Genomic DNA, 20,798 nt, shown 5'->3' with positions numbered 1-20,798 from the left:
ACAATGTCAGGCAGTCGGTGCATACTCATCAATGGTATAGGATTCGCTTAGGCCGACCATTGGCGCAGCATACCCCGCCAATTGCCAGAAACGTGGGAACCAGGCGTGAAAATCTTCAGGCCGGGCAAACCAGAATTCACCGAAGTTCGGGTCAAAAAAGCTGACGTCCTGGTCGCTCCATGCAGCCATGGCATGAGCAAAGTTAGAGCCTTCAATTCCAATCATTTTATAGGAGCCACTACTGCTGGTAATGCCGTGAGCTATGTCCGCCGAAAAATCTGACCTGGACTGACGGCCACGTTGTCCATTTAAAACACGGGGATGGTGGAAATGACCGCCTCCCATGAGCGGAACGCCACCGGTAATACGTCGACGTCTAACTACTCCGTGGGTGCGCAGCCATCTTTCAGTGGCCAGACTCTGATCCATACCGCCTTCATTGCTGCGCTCATTCATAGCAACTGCACGCATGGAAACACCAACAGCGAACCATTGCATCAACTGGCGAATTTTATTCGGGTCCACCTGTGTGCCGGAACTGTCCATAATCCAATTAACGATAGAACCATTATTGGCATGCGACTCCAGCCACTTGGCGGCCAGCATTTCACAGATACCACCACTGGTATCCGTATGGCTGCAGATGAGCGATTTGACAGGGTCACGGACCTGGGAAAACGGCCACGTACAAAAACCACCTGCGGCCACAGCTGACTGCTGTACCGTAGGTACTTTAAACCCCAACAGGGTGTGCATCACCCAATGAAAACGACTTGATAAGGGCACCTATTTCTCCTCACCGGCACTGATAATCCGGAACAGGAATCAAATTTCGATTGAACTACCCTATACAAGCGCCACTCATGCGATAAAACCCGTCATGTGGCGTCGACTATTTTTTTCCCTAGCCTGAATTCCTCTAATTAGGCCAGGGAATCCATACGCTGAACACCCACAGCAATTGTTGCTACGGTTGCCCCAAAACTAGAGACAAGGACCAGGATCAGGTGGAATCTTGGTTAGATTCAGCGCATTCAGTGCATCCTGTTCCGCCACTGTCGCGTCCTCAAACACACACTCATCAATGGTCAGCGTAGTCAGTGTCTCGTGATCTGCAATATTTGATACGCCAGCCAGATCCGGATTGCTGCTGATATCCAGTGTCAGGAGATCGTTAAGCAAGGCAACAAAGGAATCACTGGTCAGCTCCAGACTCCTAACTTCCAGGGTAGTGACACCAGTGGTCCTCAATATACTGAGGCTACCCAATCCAGCGTTTCCGCTGACATTAATATCGGTCAAACGACTGAGTCCATTCAATGCGGCAACACTGGTCAGCTCGTTGTTTTCGAGATTCAGGTTTCGCAATTGCCTGAGCTCGCCAATGGCAGAAATATCAATGACTTCGTTATCGCTCAGATCCAGTAATTTCAACCGGCTCAGGGTTTCCAATGCAGCAATATCATCAGGAATACGGTTATTGGAGAGGTAAAGATTTTCCAGCTGACTTATCTCTCCCAACGGACTTACATCTACAATATAGTTGTCGGAAAGATCCAACGTCGTCAGAGACTCCAGCCCACTCAAAGGTGAGAGATCGCCGAGCTGAGCAGAGCGAATTTCAAGACTTTCCAATACTTCCAGCGATGCCAGAGGCTCCAGATCCGCCCCCCTTTCAGTAACAGAAGGTAGTTGACTCGTTGCCGTCAGGCTCCTCAACAACGTCAAGGGTTGAAAGACAGCAAAGTCGATTAACAGCTCCTCATCATCGTCATCAGTACGATTCTTGATGTAGGTGAGACTGGTAAGTTGTGTCAGTTGACCAATGTAGGAAGCATCTTCAATACCTTCATCCCCAGTGTCACAAATACTCAGAGACGCAAGGTCAACCGCTTCCGGCAACAAACTGATATCCGCCAGATCGGCAACACACAGCTCAAAGCTTTCCAGATTGGCAAGTATCGGCTGCAGGTCAGATAACTTAAACTCTCCCGCCGGAGTAATATCCAGATCCAGAGTAAGATCTGTCAGGTTGGCCATGTCACTCAAGCCGGTATAGCTCGTCTGGTCAGTTGCTCCGGAGAGCGCCAGTATCTTCAGATTGGTCAGTGAGTTGACGGGGGTCAGGTCCGCGACATCCAACTCTCCCAGGGAGAGAGACTGAAGTCTGCTCAGGTCCTGAATACCACTAATATCATTGACTGTGCTGTCACAGGTAAGCTGATAAATGCCCAGATCATCAAACGCCTCGCCGTCCGGACAGGCGTTGATAGCTTCTGTGACACAGGTATTGAGATTGGCATCCGCGATAGCCAGCGAAGCAGCATCAGGAAATGCCTTAACAAGAATGTCGAAACGATCAGTCGCCGTGACGATATTTTCGTCTTCTACGCCTTCATCCCCAAACACAGAGACTTCCACCGTCAAGGTAACGTCTTCGGTGACAGGAGGTGCAAGAAAGGCTACCTCAAGCGTTGTCGGTTCATCCGAGTTCTCGTCGGGAGTTGCGGCCGGATCAGGCGTCGCAACGAATTCCACCCCGAAACAGGATGGTTGTTCTGAAGTCTGCCCGCCGAAAGCATTCGAAGAAGTCCAGGAGGTAACCGGCAGTCCGCTCACATCAACGACCCGCCAGGCGACCTCATAATCACTACCAGACAGACTCTTCTTTGCGGTATAGGTGATATTGAAAAAACTAACGTCTCTCTCCATGACATCACTGTTAGCAGAGACTGAATCTATGACAACAGTTGTCTTATCGATTGAGACCTTTGGAACACCGCCGCTATCGCATCCTGCCACGATGGTGCCTGCCATCAATACGGCCAAAAAGGTGCTGACGCCTTTGCTTTCCATTGAGATTGCCTTGCTTGTTTCAGTGCTGATTTTGCTTTTGTTATATACCGGGATAGCAATATCCGGGGAGCTTACAGCTTATAACCAGCAGGCCCTGGCACGTCAATCAGGAGGTTGGAAAAGCGCTCAATGCATCACAGAAAGCAATGATTAATCAATTAAGCACTACTGCAGCACACAGACCTACCAGCGGACTTTCCCAATAAGAATTTCCTGGAACATTTTGAAGTCGCCCATCAGGCTCCACCACGGATATTGAAAGGTAGCGGGTTTGTTTTTTTCGTAAAAGAAATGCCCGGTCCAGGCAAAACCATAACCTGCCAACGGCATAAGTAAGAACCAGACAGGCTCCAGGGTAATCACACCATATATGAACAGCAATATCACCAGACTGGTGCCGACAAAGTGTAGCCGACGACAGGTCGTATCTTCATGTTGACTCAGATAATAGGGATAAAACTCAGCGAAATCACTGAAATGATCGGGAGGCTGTTTGTCTGACTTCATTATTCCTTCGTCCATCTCCGGCAGAGGCTCAGTCTCAAGGTAGGTGTTATTTCCCTGTTTCTCCATGTGATTTCAGCTACTCTCTAAATAGTACTCAATATCCACGTTATCGATCTGCTCAGGTGAGAGATACTGCTCGGCATACTCCAAATATACGCCTGAACGTAAGAATAATTCGAATATTTCCGGATCAATATGCTGACCAAGTCTCATTCGTTTCATGATTTCCAATGATTCACTGAGCTTTTTCGCTTCTTTATAAGGACGATCTGAGGCCGTCAGCGCTTCAAAAATATCCGCGATTGCCATCATCCTTGCGGTAACCGGCATCTCCCTTCCCTCAAGCCGCTTCGGATAACCGGTACCATCCATTTTTTCATGATGACCGCCTGCTATTTCAGGTACCCGTTTCAAGTGTCGTGGAAATGGCAGAGCCTCCAACATGATGATGGTCTGGATAATATGGTTATTAATAATGAAGCGTTCTTCCTCTGTTAAAGTTCCCCTTTTTACCAATAAATTGTGGAGCTCGCCCCGGTTATACTTCAGATCAGGCACATCCATTTTAAAGGCCCAGGGATTGCCCTCCGCCATTTTTTCACCTGCCCGCCAGGGAATAACATGGTGCGACTTATCCTGCAGTAGCTTCTCGGTGACAGGCAGATCGGCCACTTCTTCTCTATTTTCACTGCCCTCACTCCTTCTTCGAGCCTCTTCCCAAGACAACCCCAAGGGTCATCAAGGGTCCTGATCCAGGTTCTTTCGGCAACCCGACGCAGTCTTTGTGAGTCCCCTTCAGATAGGCCCTCAGTGCCTTTATTGCAACGGGCGACGAACTGCCAGTCCTCATCAATAACCCGCCACTCTTCTTTTAGTCGAAGCAAGGTGGCATCTCTATCCTGCCCCGAGGCGATCTCTTTCCATGCCTGAACGGCTTCCATCTGTTTGATCACCTCGAAGCGCATTCTGATTTCATGAATCCGATCATAAATCGTTTCCAGCTTGGTCGCCTTGTCCACAACATATTCTGGTGTGGTCACTTTGCCACAGTCATGCATCCAGGCAGCGATGTGCAGTTCTTCCCATTGTTCAGGAGTCAGGTTAAAACGGGAAAACGGACCAGCTGTCGCTGAACAAGCCGCCCGGGCCAGCATTTTGGTCAGTTCCGGAACCCGCTGACAATGACCTCCCGTGTAGGGAGATTTCTCATCAATTGCGCCAGCCATCAACTTCATGAAGGATTCCAACAGTTCCTTCTGGGCTTTCAACAGATAGCGGCTTTCAATGGTAATTGCACTGAAACCTGAAAGCGCATTAACGAAGGCGATACGTGCGTCTTCCGTGATAATCCGGCCTTCTTCAAACCGGGAGTCAAACAAGAGACACAGCAGACCGATTTTCTCTTCCTGCCTGTTACGAAGAGGTACCAGTACAATATCCGCTTCTTTTACCTCCATGAGCTGGCGCAGATACTGGCAGGTGGTGTCATCCCAGTGCATATCATCACTGGTCTTGATAACCCGGATCCGGTCAGAGTTCAAGCCGGTAATAAACGGGTGTTTTGCCTGACTCAGCATCAAGTGGGGCAATGGGCTGATATCCTGCTCCCCGCCTTTATTTTGCAGACTCCGTGGCTCAAGAGCCGTGTCATCATCACTCATGAGGTAGATCAGTGCGCCATCAGCCTGACTCGCGTGCATAGTTTCAGAGGTAACTCGGGCAAGCAGGGGATTAAAATCTTTCTCTGCAGACACTGAGCGAATCAAATCGGTAAATCGGGCAATCGTCTGCTTCATCATGTCCATACCGATGGCCAGATCATCAATCTCCCTGATCATGGTCTTCAACTTAATGCCGGACCTATAATCAAACCGATTGATCCGTTGGGTTTCTGCAGCAAGCAAACGTAATGGCTCAGCGATAAAGTGAGCAATGACCAGTGCCAAGGGAATGGAAAGCAATACGATCAGGGAGGTAATCATCACCGACTGGTTCCGAATGGCGAAAGCTTCCTGTAGCAACTCATTTTCCGGAGTTAATATCAGCAGATCGGCATTCATACCGGGCAACGAAACCGGCCGGAGAACAGCCAGCCAGCTTTCACCGTTGGACTCGAACACCTGACTCATTCCCGACTGCATGCTGCCCAGCCGTTCAACGGCATCGGAATTTACCTGATTCTGTTTCCAATCCAGATAATCCTGCACTACCTGTTCTTCAATCTCAGACATTGGCAGAAGTTTGTCCGGATCTTTCGAGGAAGTGGCGCCGTATTCTGCGCGGCTTGCGACGACATTCCCGTCTTCAGTAACAATGAACATTTCTGATGAGGGTGAGACCGGATTCGCCTTTAACGAATCATTCAGGGCACTCAGGGTAATATCAGCCCCAAGAACGTGCTGATTGAACTCGCTCGCTCGGACCAGGGTCACACCAACCTGGTCGATAAAATAGAAGTAATAGGGGGCACTGGTACTGACGACTTTGTCTTCCAGCGCCAGCTTAAACCAGGGACGAAGTCGTGGATCATATTCCGTGGAACCAAGGCTCAGGTAGTCCAACTGCAACAATTGGGCATCAAAGAAAAACCTCTCCAAAAACCGTTCTTCTCCCAGTGTCTCGATACTATCTACCACATAAACCGCTTCAGGAGGCGCTTCAAACCTTGGCCACATAGACTCGGAATGAAGCTTACGGACAATAAAGTACTCGCCACTCTCGAAACCGACTTGTAAGGCAATCACATCTCTATGTGTATCCAGAGCCAGGGCCAGCGACGGCAGATGGTTGAATCTTTCGTTCAGAGAGGAGGTTTCCATTAATGGAGACAGCGCCAGCAATTCCACCATGTTGGCTGTGGCGTTATGGCTGGTATTGAAATCACTGATAACTTCATCGGCAATTCTGTCCGACAACTGCTCACTCGAAGCTACCAAAAGGTCTGTCAGTTTTTGGTAGTGGAACCATCCCAGAACGACCCCAAAGACTAGCAGTGTCAACACAAAGGCGGTCGACAGATGCACTTTGATGGAGTAACGCAGGCCTTTGGATATTTTTTTACGCAAAACATCTCTCCCTGTTAGTAAGCTATCTGACAGGCTGTCGATGAATCCTGTGGTTACACCTCACTATGATATAGCTCGGATTGGCAAATAGTCGGATCGCCAAAAAATTATGCCCTGAGGATTGAGATACTTCTTTTCTTTCATTATTGCAGGCATTGCCTCAGGGGCAAACGCCAAACAAATAAAAAGGCCGTCTCAATTGAGTACGGCCTTTTTCAAATATCGATCTACCTTGGTGTCCGATATTTTCGGGCACCGAGACAGAAATTTCATTGCTTTTCTGGGATCAGCCAGCCTTCACTTTTTGATAGGCCCATTCAATCCAGGGCATCAACGCCTGAACATCTGATTCTTCTACAGTGCTTCCACACCAGATGCGAAGCCCTGGTGGTGCATCCCGGTAAGAGCCGATATCGTAAGCCACTTTCTCCTGTTCCAGCAGTTTGACAATCTGCTTAACCTGATCAGCTTCCAGATCCAATGTCAGGCAAACACTGGTGTTGGACACCGTATCCTCAGTTTCTGCCAGAAACTGAATCCAGTCATGGTTTTCTACAAACCGCTGAATCACGTCCAGATTAGCCTGCGACTTCGCAATACAGGCTTTCAGGCCTCCCAGTGACTCGACCCATCCAAGTGCGTCCAGGTAATCCTCTACACAAAGCATGGATGGTGTATTGATCGTGGATCCCTGGAATATTCCTTCATTTAGATTTCCACCCTTGGTTAGACGGAAAATTTTTGGCATTGGCCAGGGAGGTGTGTAACTCTCAAGGCGCTCAACGGCCCGTGGGCTCAGAATCAGAACCCCATGGGCACCTTCACCACCGAGCACTTTTTGCCAGCTGAAGGTAACCACATCCAGCTTCTCCCAGGGCATTTCCATGGCAAACACAGCAGAGGTGGCATCACAAATTGTGATTCCCTGACGGTTGTCACTGATCCAGTCCGCATCCACCACTTTGACGCCGGAAGTCGTGCCGTTCCAGGTAAAAATAATGTCGTGACTGGCATCAGCCTGCTCAAAGTCAGGCAACTTTCCATAATCTGCCTGATAAAGACTGACATTTTCCAGACGCAGCTGTTTCGTAACGTCGTTTACCCATTCTTTGCCGAAAGATTCCCAGGCAAAGATATCCACCGGACGGGGGCCCAGCATAGACCACATAGTCATTTCCATGGCCCCCGTGTCCGAGGCAGGTACAATACCAACACGGTAGCCTTCAGGCAGATTCAGAATTCGGGCGGTATCTTCACAGGCCCGCCGCAGCGCTTCTGCGCCCAATGCAGACCGGTGGGAACGGCCAAGGGTTTCTGTACGCAGATTCGCCAGGGAATATCCAGGACGCTTACTGCAAGGGCCTGAAGAGAAATTGGGATTTGCCGGTTTGACTTCTGGAGCCGGAAAATTAGCAGCTGACATAGTAGAAAAGTTCCACAATGAAAAGGATATAAACTCAAGAAGCCGCAAGCATCAGACAATGCCGTCGGGTAGTCAAGTGCCCGAGCCCAGAAACAGGGCTCTTACAGCCGGTCACCGGCAAACGCAGCTATACTCGTGCACAACTATATCCGGACAGTCATCCCGTCAGCCACCGACATACGATAGGCTTTGAGTGCGGGAACCAATCCAACGGTAAAACCTGTCGCGATAACAGCTCCGAGAATGTAGAGATTCTCATGATTCAGAAAATTGATACCAATCTGAACCCCCGTCATTGAGAGGATCAACGGCTGGGCAAGTAACAGAAGACTCAATAGCAGAAGAAGCCCCAAACCGGCACCGAAAAATACCATTAAGCCAGCTTCCGTCATCAGCAACATCAGAATATGCCGCGGGCGGGCACCAACGGAACGTAAAATTGCCATTTCCCGGCGCCGCTCATTTAAACCAGCCCAGATAACCGTCAGCATTCCCAATAGACCTGTGACCACCACAAAGGCAGAGATACCCAACAATGCGGATTCAGCCACACCAAGTAATGCCCATAACTCCTGCAAAGCCACTCCCGGCAATATCGCGAGCATAGGCTCCTTACGATACTGATTCACTTCCCGCTGCAACGCAAAAACCCCAATTTTGGATTTAAGGCCAACAAATGCGGCGGTGATGACTTCGGGTTGCAGGTCGTAGCCCAAAGCATCTTCAGCCGATATCGTACTTCGCCCTGCCTGCCACCCGATATGAATGGCCTCAATGCCTTCAAGGCTGACGTGTACTGTGCGGTCCACTGGTGTTCCTGTGGGTTCAAGTATTCCGACAACTTTAAAGGGCTTATCGTCATGGCTGGCAAAACTGACTTGTCCACCACCGTGGGCGATCACAATATCTTCACCCAACTGATAGCCCAGTTTGGCGGCAACCTCGGACCCCAGTACTGCCTCATAAACGTCAGAGAATGGTACTCCCGTACTCAGCTTCAAAGGTTGCTTCTTGCCATAACGAAAGTGTTGGAAGTAGTTTTGATTGGTTCCCATTACACGGTATCCGCGATGAGAGTCTCCAAGTGAGATAGGAATTGTCCAGGCGACCTGAGGTGACTTGGCAATATCTTGATAGCTTGTCCAGGCGATATTGTTAGTGGCGTTGCCAATTCTGAAAACCGAATACAGCAACAATTGAACCGAGCCGCTGCGGGCTCCGACAATCAGGTCTGTTCCTGAAATCGTATTGGTGAAGCTTGATTTCGCCTCCCGGCGAATATGGTCCACCCCAAGCAGTAAAGCAACAGACAGGGCGATGGACATTAATGTCAGTAAGACCGTGGTCTTTCGATTCCACAAACTTTTCAACGTTAATCCGTAGATCATGAAATCAGGCTTCCTCCGTTATCCCGGCCCGATTGATATCCACCATCCGGACACTTCGCTCGAAGCGCTTCTGCAGCGCCGGATCATGACTGACAAACAACAGCGTGGCATTGGATGCCTCCACTTCATGAAAGAGCAGATCCAGAAAAGCAAACCGGGCCTGCACGTCCAGGGCAGAAGTTGGTTCATCCGCAATAATCAGTTCCGGGCTGCCAATCATGGCCCGCGCCACGGCAACCCGCTGCTGCTGACCAACACTAAGTGCCGTCACGGAACGGGAGCTCCGGGCTTCCTCATTCAAACCCAACTGCGACAACAAACGAGTTGCCTCGTCAGCAGGAGTTGTTCCCTTGGCTGTGATTCTGTTTCTTCTAGTCTTTGAGAACCGGCAGGGCAAAGTCACATTGTCGATCAAAGACAGATAGGGAATCAGGTTGAACTGCTGAAATACGAATCCGATGTGATCTGCTCGAAACGTATCTCTGGCAGCATGCCCCAGCTTGGTAAGGTCCGTATCCAGAATGCTGACGACACCTGAGTCCGGAGTGATAACTCCACCCAACAGATTCAGCAGTGTTGTCTTGCCGGACCCGCTGACTCCCTGCAGAAACACCCTCTCGCCGCGGCTCACAGAAAACCGGCCGATGTCCAGGACATCTTTGGATGACCCGGCCCATCGGTAACGAAGGTTTTCCAGGAATAACAGCGCCCCGGATCCGTCTACACCGGGAAGGCCGGGCTCTGAAATATCAAGCTCCGGCATATCAGGATTGTGTCCCGCATTCATTGCAGTTTGATTCTCTTACTCTCAGGTGTCAGTTCCAGATTGAATTGTCCTGTGGAGGATATCACTTGTGCGGATATCTCTTCAGTCAGTGGAAATACGTCAAATAAGCTCAGTTCCACATAGCGCAAATTCTGAGCGCTTTTACATTCGAAAACGTAGGATGCATGAATATCAGCATGAGATTCTTCGTGATCATGATGATCAGCATGTTCCTCATCATCCTGTTTGTCATGTTCTCCATGTGTTTCATGCTCGAACAATCGTGACTCTAACGACTGTTCTTGCAGTCCACAGCCTGCCCCAGCAGGCAAACTGAACAGTTTCAGTGGAGACTCTAACAATTCCTCAACCTGATGAACACGACTCTCTTCCTCCTCACTGGCTGGCATATGTTCAAATCCCAGCAAATTAACCGCAGGAGAATCCAGCTCCAGATATAAAGCATTGCCATCAACCGCCAGGTTCAGCTTCGCAGCACCATGTTCGTGAGCCCCATGCTGCTCAAACTCCTCTGCCTGGACAACAGTTGCCATCAAAACTGCCATAAGGCAGCCTCCTCCGATAATATACTTCATGATATATCCTTTAAGTCTGAGCAATCACAACTCCCTCACCCCGTCGTCTGATGATTCACGGGGCTGACGTTTTTTTAATAGAGAAAGTCTGTTTGCGGGATTCAAAATCGATCTTTTATGTTATAACATAACATATTCAAGGTACGTCAAATGAAATATCACTCAACCGGCCTTTTTTCCTATAGAAAACCATTCGGCGATCAGGCAGTGTTGGTTGGCATCTATATTGACTTGTAACGACATCATCAGTGCACAGCCTGAAAGCAGCGACAGATCGACTCTGACAACTGATGTAAGGACAAATGGGTTATCTACCTCATGCGCAAAGTTTTATCAGCCATCATGGCATTGACTCTCACATTTCCGGTTCTGGCAGCAGATTATAAGCTTCTGGAGTGGGAAGACCTCGTGCCCAAAGATGCTCCCGGCCCAGCAGCGGCAACCGCTGCAGTCGAACATACTCAAGCTGCTCCAGCCATGCAGGCCCAGGCCGACGCTCCGGTGGTAGGAGAATTGGATAGCCGGAAAGTCCGTTTGGCAGGGTTTGCCGTCCCACTGGAAGGCGATGATGATGGAATCACGGAATTCCTGCTGGTTCCCTACATGGGAGCCTGCATCCATGTACCGCCTCCACCATCCAATCAGATTGTCTATGTAAAGGCAGGGACGCCATTGCCTGTGGATTACATCTACGATGCCTTCTGGGTGGAAGGCACCATCAAAGTGGGATCGGTATCAAGCGAGCTGGCTCAGGCTGGCTATAGCTTGATACCGGATAGTTATGAAATTTACGAATATGAGTAACCAGGTTCCCGGCCCACCTTATTCCTGCGGCCGGTAAACCAGTACTTCTCTTTCTCCCGACTCCGACATATGACCTGCGTGAAGCTGACTCATGACGCCTTTGTCGCAGTACAACAGAAACCTGGAACCACCTGACAGCTCGTCCATTCGGGACGACAACTCATAAAAAGGTATCGAGATAATCCGGTTATTGGTCAAATGCAGAGGCGCTTTTTCCTGTTCATTGGGATGGCGAATGTCCACAATTACGTCATCCCGCGCTGGGGTTGAAACGACCTGAACGTCATTGACCGTAGTGACGGTCTGCAGGATTTCATCGATGTTCATGACCCGCATGTCGTCGATAGCTTTTTCCAACACAGCCATATCAAAGCGGTTTTCATCATTTTCTATTCGATGTGGACGTGCTTTGGTGGTCGGGCGGTCAGAAATCACACCACAATATTCCGGCATATTACGGGCAAATTCCTCCATCCCGATTTCGCTGGCGATCTTGATGATATCCGGCTTATCCGTCGTGATCAGCGGACGCAGAACCAGCATTTCCGCCACACTGTCAATCACATTGAGATTGGTCAGGGTCTGACTGGAAACCTGTGCCACACATTCCCCGGTGACAAGAGCAGTAAGCTTATATTTCCTGGCCACTGACTCTGCCGCCCGCAACATCATGCGTTTGAGTACAACGCCCATATTGGAATGGTGAACTTTGGTCAGGATCTCCCCTACCACATCTTCAAAGGGGATGGTGACAAACTTCACACGCTGCCGGCTGCCGTACTGTTCCCAGAGATACAAGGCTGCCTGCTTAACCCCCACTTCATGGGCCGCGCCACCTAGATTGAAAAAGCAGAAATGGGTCCGCATGCCCCGCCGCATGGTCAGATAACTCGCCACACTGGAATCATAACCGCCCGACACCAGCGACAGAACAGGATCAAGCATGCCGATAGGATAACCTCCAAGACCTTCATAGCGCCGTTCGACGATAAAGACTTTTTGGTCCCGGACCTCAATTTGCACCACCATATCCGGGTTTTTTAGATCCACCCCCAGAGCTCCGGTATGTTGTCTCAGCCCACCTCCCACATAACGCTCCACATCAATGGAGGTAAAGTCATGGATTCCGGCACGCTTCACTCTTACAACAAACTTCTTCCCTTCCAGAGCCTCTTCATGCAGTGCTTTGGTTTTCAGATATATGTCATGGATATCCTGTAACGGGTATTCCCTCACCACCATAAAGTGGGCAATACCGGCGACTTTCTGCATTGCCAGTATGGCGGCTTCGGCACGCTCTTCAATATTGGGCAACAGGACTTCTATTTTGTCCCAGGAACCTTCGACTTCAACTGTTTCATCGAACTGGCGCAGGACTTTCCGGATATTGACCCGCAATTGTTTCACCAATTGCTTACGCACCGGACGACTTTTAATGGTAATTTCAGGAAAAAGTTTGACGAGAAATTTCATAAGGAGCCTAATCGAACACATGAAACCTTTAACACAGGCTCTAAAACGGAACGCATTTCCGAAGAGCCGAGCAAAAAGGGGTGCATAGTGTACCTTCAAATGCGCTCTGGCGACAGAAGCCAGGTATCAGCACCGCTACATATTGTCGGGAAATCGACAGAGCGACCATCGCAGCCATTCGTTTTCCTGCTGTAAAACAAGCATAAGCGCCTGCGGCTGAACTTTCTAACTTTTCGCCATCGTTACATGTATGAAAATACTGGGTCATAGGGAAAAAGAAATGTTAGAAAGTTCGTTTTAAACAAATTAGTGAAAAAGGAACTCTCTATCCTATGAGTGAAAAAATTACTGCACGTATTGCTCCGGAAGGCAGCCTTGACCTGATCTCGCAGCATGAGGTCAAACTCCTGATGGATAAAGGGCAGAAAGGTTTGTATAAGCTGTTTCGCCAGTGTGCTCTGGCGGTTTTGAATTGTGGTAACGAGTCCGACGATCCGGAGGCCATGCTCAGCGAAAATGCCAATTTTGACATTGAGTTGATCGGACAGGCCCGGGGAATCAAACTGGAAGTCATCAACGCGCCGGGTTCCGCGTTCGTTGACGGTCAGATGATCAAAGGCATTCAGTCCCATCTTTATGCGGTACTGAGAGATATTCTCTATACCGGCAATGTCATGTCACACAATGCTATTTTCGATCAGGAAAACAGCGACGGCATATCCAATTTCATCTTTCACCTGTTGCGTAATGCAGGAGTGCTGGTACCGCGCCGCTATCCTAATCTGGTTGTCTGCTGGGGCGGCCATTCCATCAGTCGCGAAGAGTATGACTACACCAAAGTGGTGGGGCACTCGCTGGGATTGCGGGGAATGGACATCTGTACCGGATGCGGTCCCGGAGCCATGAAGGGGCCCATGAAAGGCGCAGCCATTGCTCACGCCAAGCAGCGAATCCGCAGCGGGCGCTACGTCGGTGTATCCGAACCAGGCATTATTGCCGCCGAATCTCCCAACCCGATCGTCAATGAACTGGTAATACTTCCGGATATTGAAAAGCGTCTGGAAGCCTTTGTCAGGATGGGCCACGGTATAATCGTATTCCCGGGCGGGGTCGGCACAGCAGAAGAGATTCTCTATATTCTGGGCGTCTTGACCAACCCGGCCAACGACAGCCTGCCGTTCCCTTTGATATTTACCGGTTCCAAAGCCAACGAGGAGTATTTCGGGCAGATTGATGAATTCATTGGTCTGACTTTGGGCAAAGCGGCGCAGAAACGTTATCAGATCATCATTGATGACCCGGAATTGGTGGCCCTCAACATGAAAAAGGGTCTGCAGGATGTCACCTACTACCGTAAAACCACAAGTGACGCCTATTACTTTAACTGGAACCTGGATATTGCCCCCGAGTTTCAACGCCCGTTCATTCCAACCCATGAAACCATGAGAGGGCTCAAGCTACACCACGACCAGCCCATACATGAACTGGCGTCAAACCTGCGTTGCGCATTTTCTGGCATCGTTGCCGGAAACGTGAAAGAAGAGGGTGTGCGTCAGATCGCCCGTCACGGGCCGTTTGAGATCAGTGGGAATCCGGACTTGATCAAGCCTTTCAATGCATTGCTCACCTCCTTTGTGAAACAGGGCAGAATGAAGCTACCAGGGACTGAGTATGTTCCCAGTTATCGGGTGATTTGATTTTCCCAGAACATTTGAGCCTTTCCCGAACACCCGGAAAAGCCAGGAGATATGGAAGCATACTCCTGGCACGGTCATGATACCGGCCTTATCCAGTTACAGGGTTCGGCCGGCCAAGAGCAGATTATAGGCCGGAATAGTACGCAGCCAGGTTGGCAATATCGTCGTCAGACAAAGCCGCTGCCTGGCCTTGCATGATCACTGCCTGACCTCCGGAACGGTTTTTGGAGCGGTAGGCTTTCAGTGCTTCCACCAGGTACATTTCATTCTGCCCGGCAAGATTCGGATAGGTCGGAATCGTGGCCTTACCGTTCGCGCCGTGGCACGCGGCGCACACTGCCGACTTCGCCTTTCCTGCTGCAGCATCTGCGGCAGACGCAACAGTCGTTACACTCAATGCAGCACTGGCGGCAACCACCAGCAAAGTACTCTTCATCAGTTTCATAATCACTTCCGTTATAAGTTTTATTTACCTCCTCCCAAGGTCCGCAATGCTTTCCCTGGTAGGAGACCAGTAATCACGGCACAAGTTTTATATCACAGCTGATGAGACTGTGGGTAGCCCGAACCGCCCCCAATGAAGGAATGTGGATTTTTACGTAGCAACCTGTGTTCTGGACTGAAACGAGTGAAACCGGCGTCTCACGATAATCGCCCGGTAATTCTGTACCATAGAATTCCGAGATATTCATGAATAGCCATATGGCTGAGCTGAACTGCAGATGCGCTGGGTATAAAGTCCAATAACCAATGACGCAGTCCTGCTTTGTATTTGTGTGCAGCAGGAGCGGCGACTACCGTCAGGTGGTGGTGATTAGCCAATCCCATGCTGCGAGGCATATGATAAGCCGAGGTCACCAGCGCGACAGACTTACCTCCGACCATTCCAGCCGCTGTTGCTAACTCCTCCCCGGTATCTCTGGCCTCTTCCATCAACCTGATGCGCGCCTCGTCGACTCCAAGCGCCACAGCAACCCGGCGATAGGCCTCCGCATTAGAGATTTGATCGCTGAAAGCGAAACCGGACAAGATAATCGTCGCTTCAGGATTAATACGGGCAATACGGAGCCCTTCGGCCAGGCGATACATGCTGTCCCCCTCCAGCACACTGGTCACTGGGATACCTGCAAAGGAACGATGCGCATTCCCCAATACCAGGATATAGTCCACCGGCTGATCAGAATAAGTCGAATATTGGCTCTCCAGTGGCGCAATCAGTTGCCTGACAAAGATCCCATTACTGCACAATAAGATAATCATCAATCCGATCATCAGAGAACTTCGTCCCATGACCCTCCACTGCCGCCTCAACATCCAAAGACCGAGAAGGATCATTAGTAATGACAGCGGTAATGGCATGATCCAAGCACCAACAAACTTCTTCAATAAAAACAATAGGTCAGTCACTAAAAGCAAGCTCCTTTTCCGTGCAGCTTTGCAAAGGTTAACAATTGGTCCGGTTGCCAAACCTGACAAGGTTGGTTATTCTGCGACCGCTTTTTTTTACACAACTGATTAATTTTTAAACAAATTACCACTCCTGTGTCAGCCCTCAATCGGGGCAGAACAACCTAGAAACCTGTGATTAGTCCGATGGCAGCAGTGAACTAATCATAGTTTTCTTAAATTAAATCAGGAGTTCACTATGTTGTTGGAAGCCCCAATTGAGTCGACGCTTGCCGCCGCTCTGGTTTTGCTCGGCATCACCTATAGCGCGAGAAGCCTGTTCAATCATCTGATTGCCAGAGCTATCGCCAAACGTGAAGCCGCCAATGCCGAGCGCGAGGAAAACCTGGCAGACGCCTGACTTTCCGAGGGCGACCTGGTATCAGGATGATCCGGTCGCCAATTCCTTTTTGCCCACCCTCTTTTTACCAGCTCCTCTGTGCCAGATTTACAGTGATAGATCAACACAAGCAGGCGACGGAAACCCACACACATCCATTCTCATCTCAATCCGTTACCCTCTCGATCCGTTCCCTCTTCAGGCATAGCCACACCAAATCAGGTCTCAACCACGAGCATTTTACAGCGTCAAATTGCGACATCAGCTGACTTTGAGCGTATCATCATAAATATGATCCGTAAGGAACCCAACAAAGGAACCAGAAAACGGATATGGCTATGTCACATTCAGTCCCCCTATATCTGGACGGAGAGTTTGTAGAAAGCCAAGCCCCCCGCTCCATTCCCAATATTAACCCGGCAACTCAGCTGACACTGGCTAATGTTCCCTGCACCACCCCCACAGAAATCGATTCAGCTATCCAAAGTGCCGTGAAAGCCTATAACGATTGGCGTGATGTTCCCGTGCCGGAACGAGCGAGACTGTTGATGAAGTTCTGCCAGTTACTCAAAAGTCACCAGGATGATATTGCAGAAACACTGAGTCAGGAGACCGGCAAGATCTTTGCTGACGCCAAGGGTGATGTCTGGCGAGGAATCGAAGTTGTGGAGCATGCCTGCAATATCCCCAGCCTGATCATGGGAGAAACCGTCGAAAATGTCGCCAGAGACATTGATACCAGCTCGTACTTACAGCCGCTGGGTGTTTGTGCCGGTATCACGCCATTTAATTTTCCGGCAATGATTCCTCTATGGATGTTTCCCCTGGCTCTGGCCTGCGGCAACACCTTTGTACTGAAGCCTTCTGAACAGGATCCTCTGACGCCGATCCAGATTGCAGAAATATTCCATGAGGCAGGCTTTCCCAAAGGGGTGCTGCAGATCATTCATGGTGATGGCGAGCAAGTGGAACATCTCATTACCCACAAGGATATCAAGGCAATATCCTTTGTCGGTTCCGCCAGAGTTGGTCAGCACATCTATCGCACCGGCACAGATCATCTTAAACGAGTTCAATGCATGACCGGTGCGAAAAACCATATGGTCATCATGCCCGATGCCGATAAAAATCAGGTTATCTCCCATTTGGTTGGTTCTTCAGTCGGAGCCGCCGGGCAACGCTGCATGGCGATTTCCGTCGCGGTCTTTGTCGGTGAATCCTCACAATGGCTGGACGACCTGAAGAACGCGATGAGTCAAGTTAAACCCGGCTTGTGGAATGAAGAAGATGCTGGATTCGGTCCGTTGATCAGCAGTACCGCCAGAGAACGTGTTCTTGGTTTGATAGATCAGGGTAAACAGGAAGGCGCCGATTGCCTGCTGGACGGCTCCGACTTTCAGCATCCGGATTATCCCGAAGGTAACTGGATAGGCCCCACTCTGTTTGCCAACGTTAAGCCAGAGATGTCTCTTTACCGAGAAGAGATATTCGGCCCGGTTCTGTTGGCAGTTCAGGTCAATAGCCTGGAAGAAGCTCTGGAGTTGATCAACAACAACCCTTATGGGAATGGTACATCCTTATTCACCAATTCAGGTGGTGCCGCCCGCTACTTCCAGCGTAATGTTCTGGTAGGCCAGGTTGGAATCAATGTGCCAATTCCAGTCCCCCTGCCCTTCTTTTCATTTACCGGCTGGCGACATTCTTTTTACGGCGATCAGCATGCCTACGGCAAACAGGCCATTCGCTTCTATACTGAAACCAAGACCGTCATCAGTCGCTGGTTTCACCACGGTGAGGAAGTTCAGGGGCCCAATTTAACGATTCAAATGCGTTGATGAAGCCAATATCGAAGGCGGGCCAGGTTTTCAGGTTCGCCAGATATGCCGCTACTGCCGCTTATTCAGATAGTTGGAAGGTTTATGGATTTCAATCTGACAGAAGAACAACAAGCCTACGCCACCAGCGCCAGACAATTTGCCGAAAAAGAACTGATGCCCTACGCCGCAGAATGGGACGCCGAATCCCGCTTTCCACTGGAGACTATTCATCTGGCCGGAGAGATGGGGTTTCTGTCACTTTATACACCTGAAGAGTTTGGAGGCATGGGGTTATCACGTCTGGACAGTTCCATCATTATTGAAGAACTGGCGCGAGGCTGTACCGCAACGACAGCCTATCTCACCATCCATAATATGGCGACCTGGATGATCGCTCTGTTCGGGAGCGAAGAGCTGCAACAGGTCTGGCTGCCCAAACTGGTAACCGGGCAGCTACTGGCCTCTTACTGCCTGACAGAACCCGGATCAGGATCCGATGCTGCATCACTCAGAACCACAGCCAAATCCAGAAGCAAACACTACGTGCTGAATGGCACCAAGATGTTCATATCCGGCGCAGGAAGCACCGAAGTACTGATCGTCATGGCCAGAACCGGAGGGCTCGGCCCAAAAGGCATTTCGGCATTCCTGGTTCCAGCGGATTCTCAGGGCATCAGTTACGGCCGCAAGGAGGACAAAATGGGCTGGAACTGCCAACCCACTCGTGCCATCACTTTTGACGATGTCAAAGTCCCTAAAAACTACCGCTTGGGGGAGGAAGGCGAAGGCTTCACCTTTGCCATGAAAGGTCTGGACGGGGGACGTATCAACATAGCTACCTGCTCCATAGGAACTGCCCAAGCCGCACTGGAAGCCGCCAGAAGTTATGTACTGGAACGCCATCAGTTCAATAAACCTCTGGCAGAGTTTCAGGCCCTGCAATTCAAGCTCTCTGATATGGCAACAGAGCTGGTCGCTGCCAGACAGATGGTCAGGCTGGCCGCGTTTAAATTGGATCAACAGGATCCAGAGTCCAGTACCTATAGCGCCATGGCCAAACGTTTTGCCACCGATGCCGGTTTCAACATCTGCAATGAAGCATTACAACTTCATGGCGGCTACGGTTACATACGCGAATTCCCTCTGGAACGTTACGTTCGGGACAGCCGGGTTCACCAGATATTGGAGGGGACCAACGAAATCATGCGCATGATCATCGCCCGACGACTCCTTCGCGAGCACAGCCTGGAGACCTTACGCTGATGACAGATTCGAAACCGTCACTAATTATCGAGGAACGCCCCTGTCAATCCGGGCAGCGGATGGGGTACGCCTGCCTGAACGCTCCGGAAAGCCTGAACGCTTTAACGCTTCCTATGATTCGTCAGTTAACAAAAGCACTCAATCAGTGGCGACAGGACTCACAGATTTGTTTTGTCTGGCTTGAGGGTGCCGGAGATCGTGCCTTCTGCGCCGGTGGGGATATTGTCAAGCTTTATGAATCCATGACCAGCGACAAATTCACGACAAACGTTGTATCCAATAAGAACGATAAATCGTCGCCAGGCACCAATCTCTATGCTGAAAAGTTTTTCAGTGAAGAGTATCGGCTGGATTATCTGATACATCGTTTTTCAAAGCCGATCGTCTGCTGGGGGCACGGTGTCGTTATGGGAGGCGGCCTTGGTCTTATGTCCGGCGCCAGCCACCGAGTTGTGACCGAGCAGTCCCGCATTGCCATGCCAGAAGTCTCGATTGGCTTGTTCCCAGATGTGGGGGGCACCTGGTTTCTCAGCAGAATGAGTGGTGGTGCGGGCCTCTACCTGGGCCTGACGGGCGCCAGTTGTAACGCCGCTGACGCGATAGAACTGGATTGGGCCGATAATTTTCTCCCCTCAAGCCAACGCACACACCTGATAGAAGCTCTACAAAGATTGCAGTGGAGCAGTGGAGAGAGCAATCATAGCCGAGTAACACAGTTATTACGGGCCTGGCAGGAACAGCACAAAGCCCAGCTCCCCATAGGGCAGATTGCCGAACACCGGGATCTGGTACGCCAGGTGACCAGGGGTGACACCCTGGCCGAAGTCGTAGATTCCATCCTCTCCCTTCCGGCGAAAGATGGCTGGCTCAAAAAGTCCCAGGATTCACTGATCAATGCCTGCCCTACCTCATTACATCTGGTCTGGCGTCAGGTGCAAGAGGGGGGCCGACTGACATTATCCGAGGTCTTTCGCCAGGAACTGGTCATGGCGCTTCAGTGCACGACTCATGGCGAGTTCAAAGAAGGCGTACGTGCTCTTCTGATCGATAAAGACAGAAAGCCAAAGTGGCGTTATCAGAATGTCAGCAGTGTCCCCCCCTCTTATATCCAGAAGTTTTTCACTCCTCCCTGGAAAAAAAATCCACTGGATGACCTTTCCTCACATTGAAGCTTTGACTTATCTGGCCACAGGCACAGGTCTCCGGTACAAATGAAAGCTCAGTGATATGTAATGTTTTGTATCAATCTCTTGCGGTGGATCGCAGTTTTATCCGGATCACTTTGCTAAGATCCAGGCAAAACACTCAGTCAAAAACATCAACAATCAAACGGGTGAACGACTCCATTGAGGCACTG

At 50.2% G+C, this 20,798-nt stretch carries 18 protein-coding genes; 6 read left to right on the top strand and 12 right to left on the bottom strand.

Features of this window, described 5'->3' with window-relative positions; translation table 11 throughout:
- Positions 1 to 6: 6 nt before the first annotated feature.
- The 9 genes from F566_RS0109345 to F566_RS0109305 all read right to left on the bottom strand — a co-directional run bounded on the left by F566_RS0109345 (position 7) and on the right by F566_RS0109305 (position 10,571).
- Positions 7 to 786 carry a YopT-type cysteine protease domain-containing protein gene (locus F566_RS0109345; RefSeq protein ID WP_245555210.1) on the bottom strand — a complete coding sequence of 260 codons (780 nt, stop codon included), beginning with the start codon at positions 784 to 786 and terminating at the stop codon, positions 7 to 9.
- A 198-nt stretch (positions 787 to 984) separates the two neighbouring features.
- Entirely contained in the window at positions 985 to 2,856 is a 1,872-nt protein-coding gene (locus F566_RS0109340) for a leucine-rich repeat domain-containing protein (RefSeq protein WP_157496718.1), read from the bottom strand.
- A 183-nt stretch (positions 2,857 to 3,039) separates the two neighbouring features.
- On the bottom strand, positions 3,040 to 3,429 hold the full coding sequence (locus F566_RS0109330) for an Mpo1-like protein (RefSeq protein ID WP_020406723.1): 390 nt from the start codon (positions 3,427 to 3,429) through the stop codon (positions 3,040 to 3,042).
- A gap of 6 nt (positions 3,430 to 3,435) precedes the next feature.
- Positions 3,436 to 3,957 (bottom strand): HD-GYP domain-containing protein, encoded by a 522-nt coding sequence (locus tag F566_RS35355; protein ID WP_020406722.1) that lies wholly within the window; start codon positions 3,955 to 3,957, stop codon positions 3,436 to 3,438.
- On the bottom strand, positions 3,909 to 6,428 hold the full coding sequence (locus F566_RS34830) for a hypothetical protein (protein ID WP_051085296.1): 2,520 nt from the start codon (positions 6,426 to 6,428) through the stop codon (positions 3,909 to 3,911). Before F566_RS34830 ends, F566_RS35355 begins: the two co-directional genes overlap by 49 nt.
- A 286-nt stretch (positions 6,429 to 6,714) precedes the next feature.
- Positions 6,715 to 7,851 carry a phosphoserine transaminase gene (locus F566_RS0109320; protein WP_020406721.1) on the bottom strand — a complete coding sequence of 379 codons (1,137 nt, stop codon included), beginning with the start codon at positions 7,849 to 7,851 and terminating at the stop codon, positions 6,715 to 6,717.
- 143 nt (positions 7,852 to 7,994) lie between these two features.
- The gene (locus F566_RS0109315; RefSeq protein ID WP_020406720.1) at positions 7,995 to 9,239 is read right to left on the bottom strand and encodes an ABC transporter permease; all 1,245 of its coding nucleotides are present in this window, start codon (positions 9,237 to 9,239) and stop codon (positions 7,995 to 7,997) included.
- Positions 9,240 to 9,243: 4 nt separating this feature from the next.
- Positions 9,244 to 10,026 carry an ABC transporter ATP-binding protein gene (locus tag F566_RS0109310; protein WP_020406719.1) on the bottom strand — a complete coding sequence of 261 codons (783 nt, stop codon included), beginning with the start codon at positions 10,024 to 10,026 and terminating at the stop codon, positions 9,244 to 9,246.
- Complete coding sequence (locus F566_RS0109305) at positions 10,023 to 10,571, bottom strand: DUF2796 domain-containing protein (RefSeq protein WP_026179882.1); 549 nt, start codon at positions 10,569 to 10,571, stop codon at positions 10,023 to 10,025. Before F566_RS0109305 ends, F566_RS0109310 begins: the two co-directional genes overlap by 4 nt.
- 348 nt (positions 10,572 to 10,919) lie before the next feature.
- Between F566_RS0109305 and F566_RS0109300 the strand changes: the two genes are divergently transcribed.
- Positions 10,920 to 11,405: a DUF3299 domain-containing protein gene (locus F566_RS0109300; protein WP_020406717.1), complete on the top strand. Its 486-nt coding sequence runs from the start codon at positions 10,920 to 10,922 to the stop codon at positions 11,403 to 11,405.
- Positions 11,406 to 11,423: 18 nt separating this feature from the next.
- Here the strand turns inward: F566_RS0109300 and thiI are convergent, their stop codons facing one another.
- Positions 11,424 to 12,878 carry a tRNA uracil 4-sulfurtransferase ThiI gene (thiI, locus tag F566_RS0109295; protein ID WP_020406716.1) on the bottom strand — a complete coding sequence of 485 codons (1,455 nt, stop codon included), beginning with the start codon at positions 12,876 to 12,878 and terminating at the stop codon, positions 11,424 to 11,426.
- A 332-nt stretch (positions 12,879 to 13,210) separates the two neighbouring features.
- On the opposite strand from thiI, the gene ppnN reads away from it, so the two are divergent.
- Positions 13,211 to 14,575, top strand: coding sequence for a nucleotide 5'-monophosphate nucleosidase PpnN (ppnN, locus tag F566_RS0109290; protein ID WP_020406715.1), 1,365 nt, complete (start codon positions 13,211 to 13,213; stop codon positions 14,573 to 14,575).
- A gap of 124 nt (positions 14,576 to 14,699) precedes the next feature.
- On the opposite strand, the gene F566_RS0109285 is transcribed toward ppnN, so the two are convergent.
- Together F566_RS0109285 and F566_RS0109280 are read right to left on the bottom strand one after the other, a co-directional pair.
- Positions 14,700 to 15,020, bottom strand: a complete 321-nt coding sequence (locus F566_RS0109285) for a c-type cytochrome (protein ID WP_020406714.1) — start codon at positions 15,018 to 15,020, stop codon at positions 14,700 to 14,702.
- A 197-nt stretch (positions 15,021 to 15,217) separates the two neighbouring features.
- A complete protein-coding gene (locus F566_RS0109280; protein ID WP_020406713.1) occupies positions 15,218 to 15,865 on the bottom strand; it encodes a YdcF family protein in 648 nt (215 codons plus the stop codon).
- Positions 15,866 to 16,220: 355 nt separating this feature from the next.
- On the opposite strand from F566_RS0109280, the gene F566_RS37155 reads away from it, so the two are divergent.
- The 4 genes from F566_RS37155 to F566_RS0109260 all read left to right on the top strand — a co-directional run bounded on the left by F566_RS37155 (position 16,221) and on the right by F566_RS0109260 (position 20,610).
- Positions 16,221 to 16,382: a hypothetical protein gene (locus F566_RS37155; protein ID WP_020406711.1), complete on the top strand. Its 162-nt coding sequence runs from the start codon at positions 16,221 to 16,223 to the stop codon at positions 16,380 to 16,382.
- Between the two features lie 317 nt (positions 16,383 to 16,699).
- Positions 16,700 to 18,196 carry a CoA-acylating methylmalonate-semialdehyde dehydrogenase gene (locus F566_RS0109270; protein ID WP_026179879.1) on the top strand — a complete coding sequence of 499 codons (1,497 nt, stop codon included), beginning with the start codon at positions 16,700 to 16,702 and terminating at the stop codon, positions 18,194 to 18,196.
- A gap of 84 nt (positions 18,197 to 18,280) precedes the next feature.
- Positions 18,281 to 19,441: an acyl-CoA dehydrogenase family protein gene (locus F566_RS0109265; protein ID WP_026179878.1), complete on the top strand. Its 1,161-nt coding sequence runs from the start codon at positions 18,281 to 18,283 to the stop codon at positions 19,439 to 19,441.
- On the top strand, positions 19,441 to 20,610 hold the full coding sequence (locus F566_RS0109260) for an enoyl-CoA hydratase/isomerase family protein (protein ID WP_020406708.1): 1,170 nt from the start codon (positions 19,441 to 19,443) through the stop codon (positions 20,608 to 20,610). The genes F566_RS0109265 and F566_RS0109260 overlap by 1 nt, the downstream gene beginning before the upstream one ends.
- Positions 20,611 to 20,798 lie beyond the last annotated feature (188 nt).

It is taken from the genome of Hahella ganghwensis DSM 17046 (assembly GCF_000376785.1).
In the GTDB taxonomy this organism is placed as follows: domain Bacteria; phylum Pseudomonadota; class Gammaproteobacteria; order Pseudomonadales; family Oleiphilaceae; genus Hahella; species Hahella ganghwensis.
This window is presented reverse-complemented; position numbering and strand designations above follow the sequence as displayed.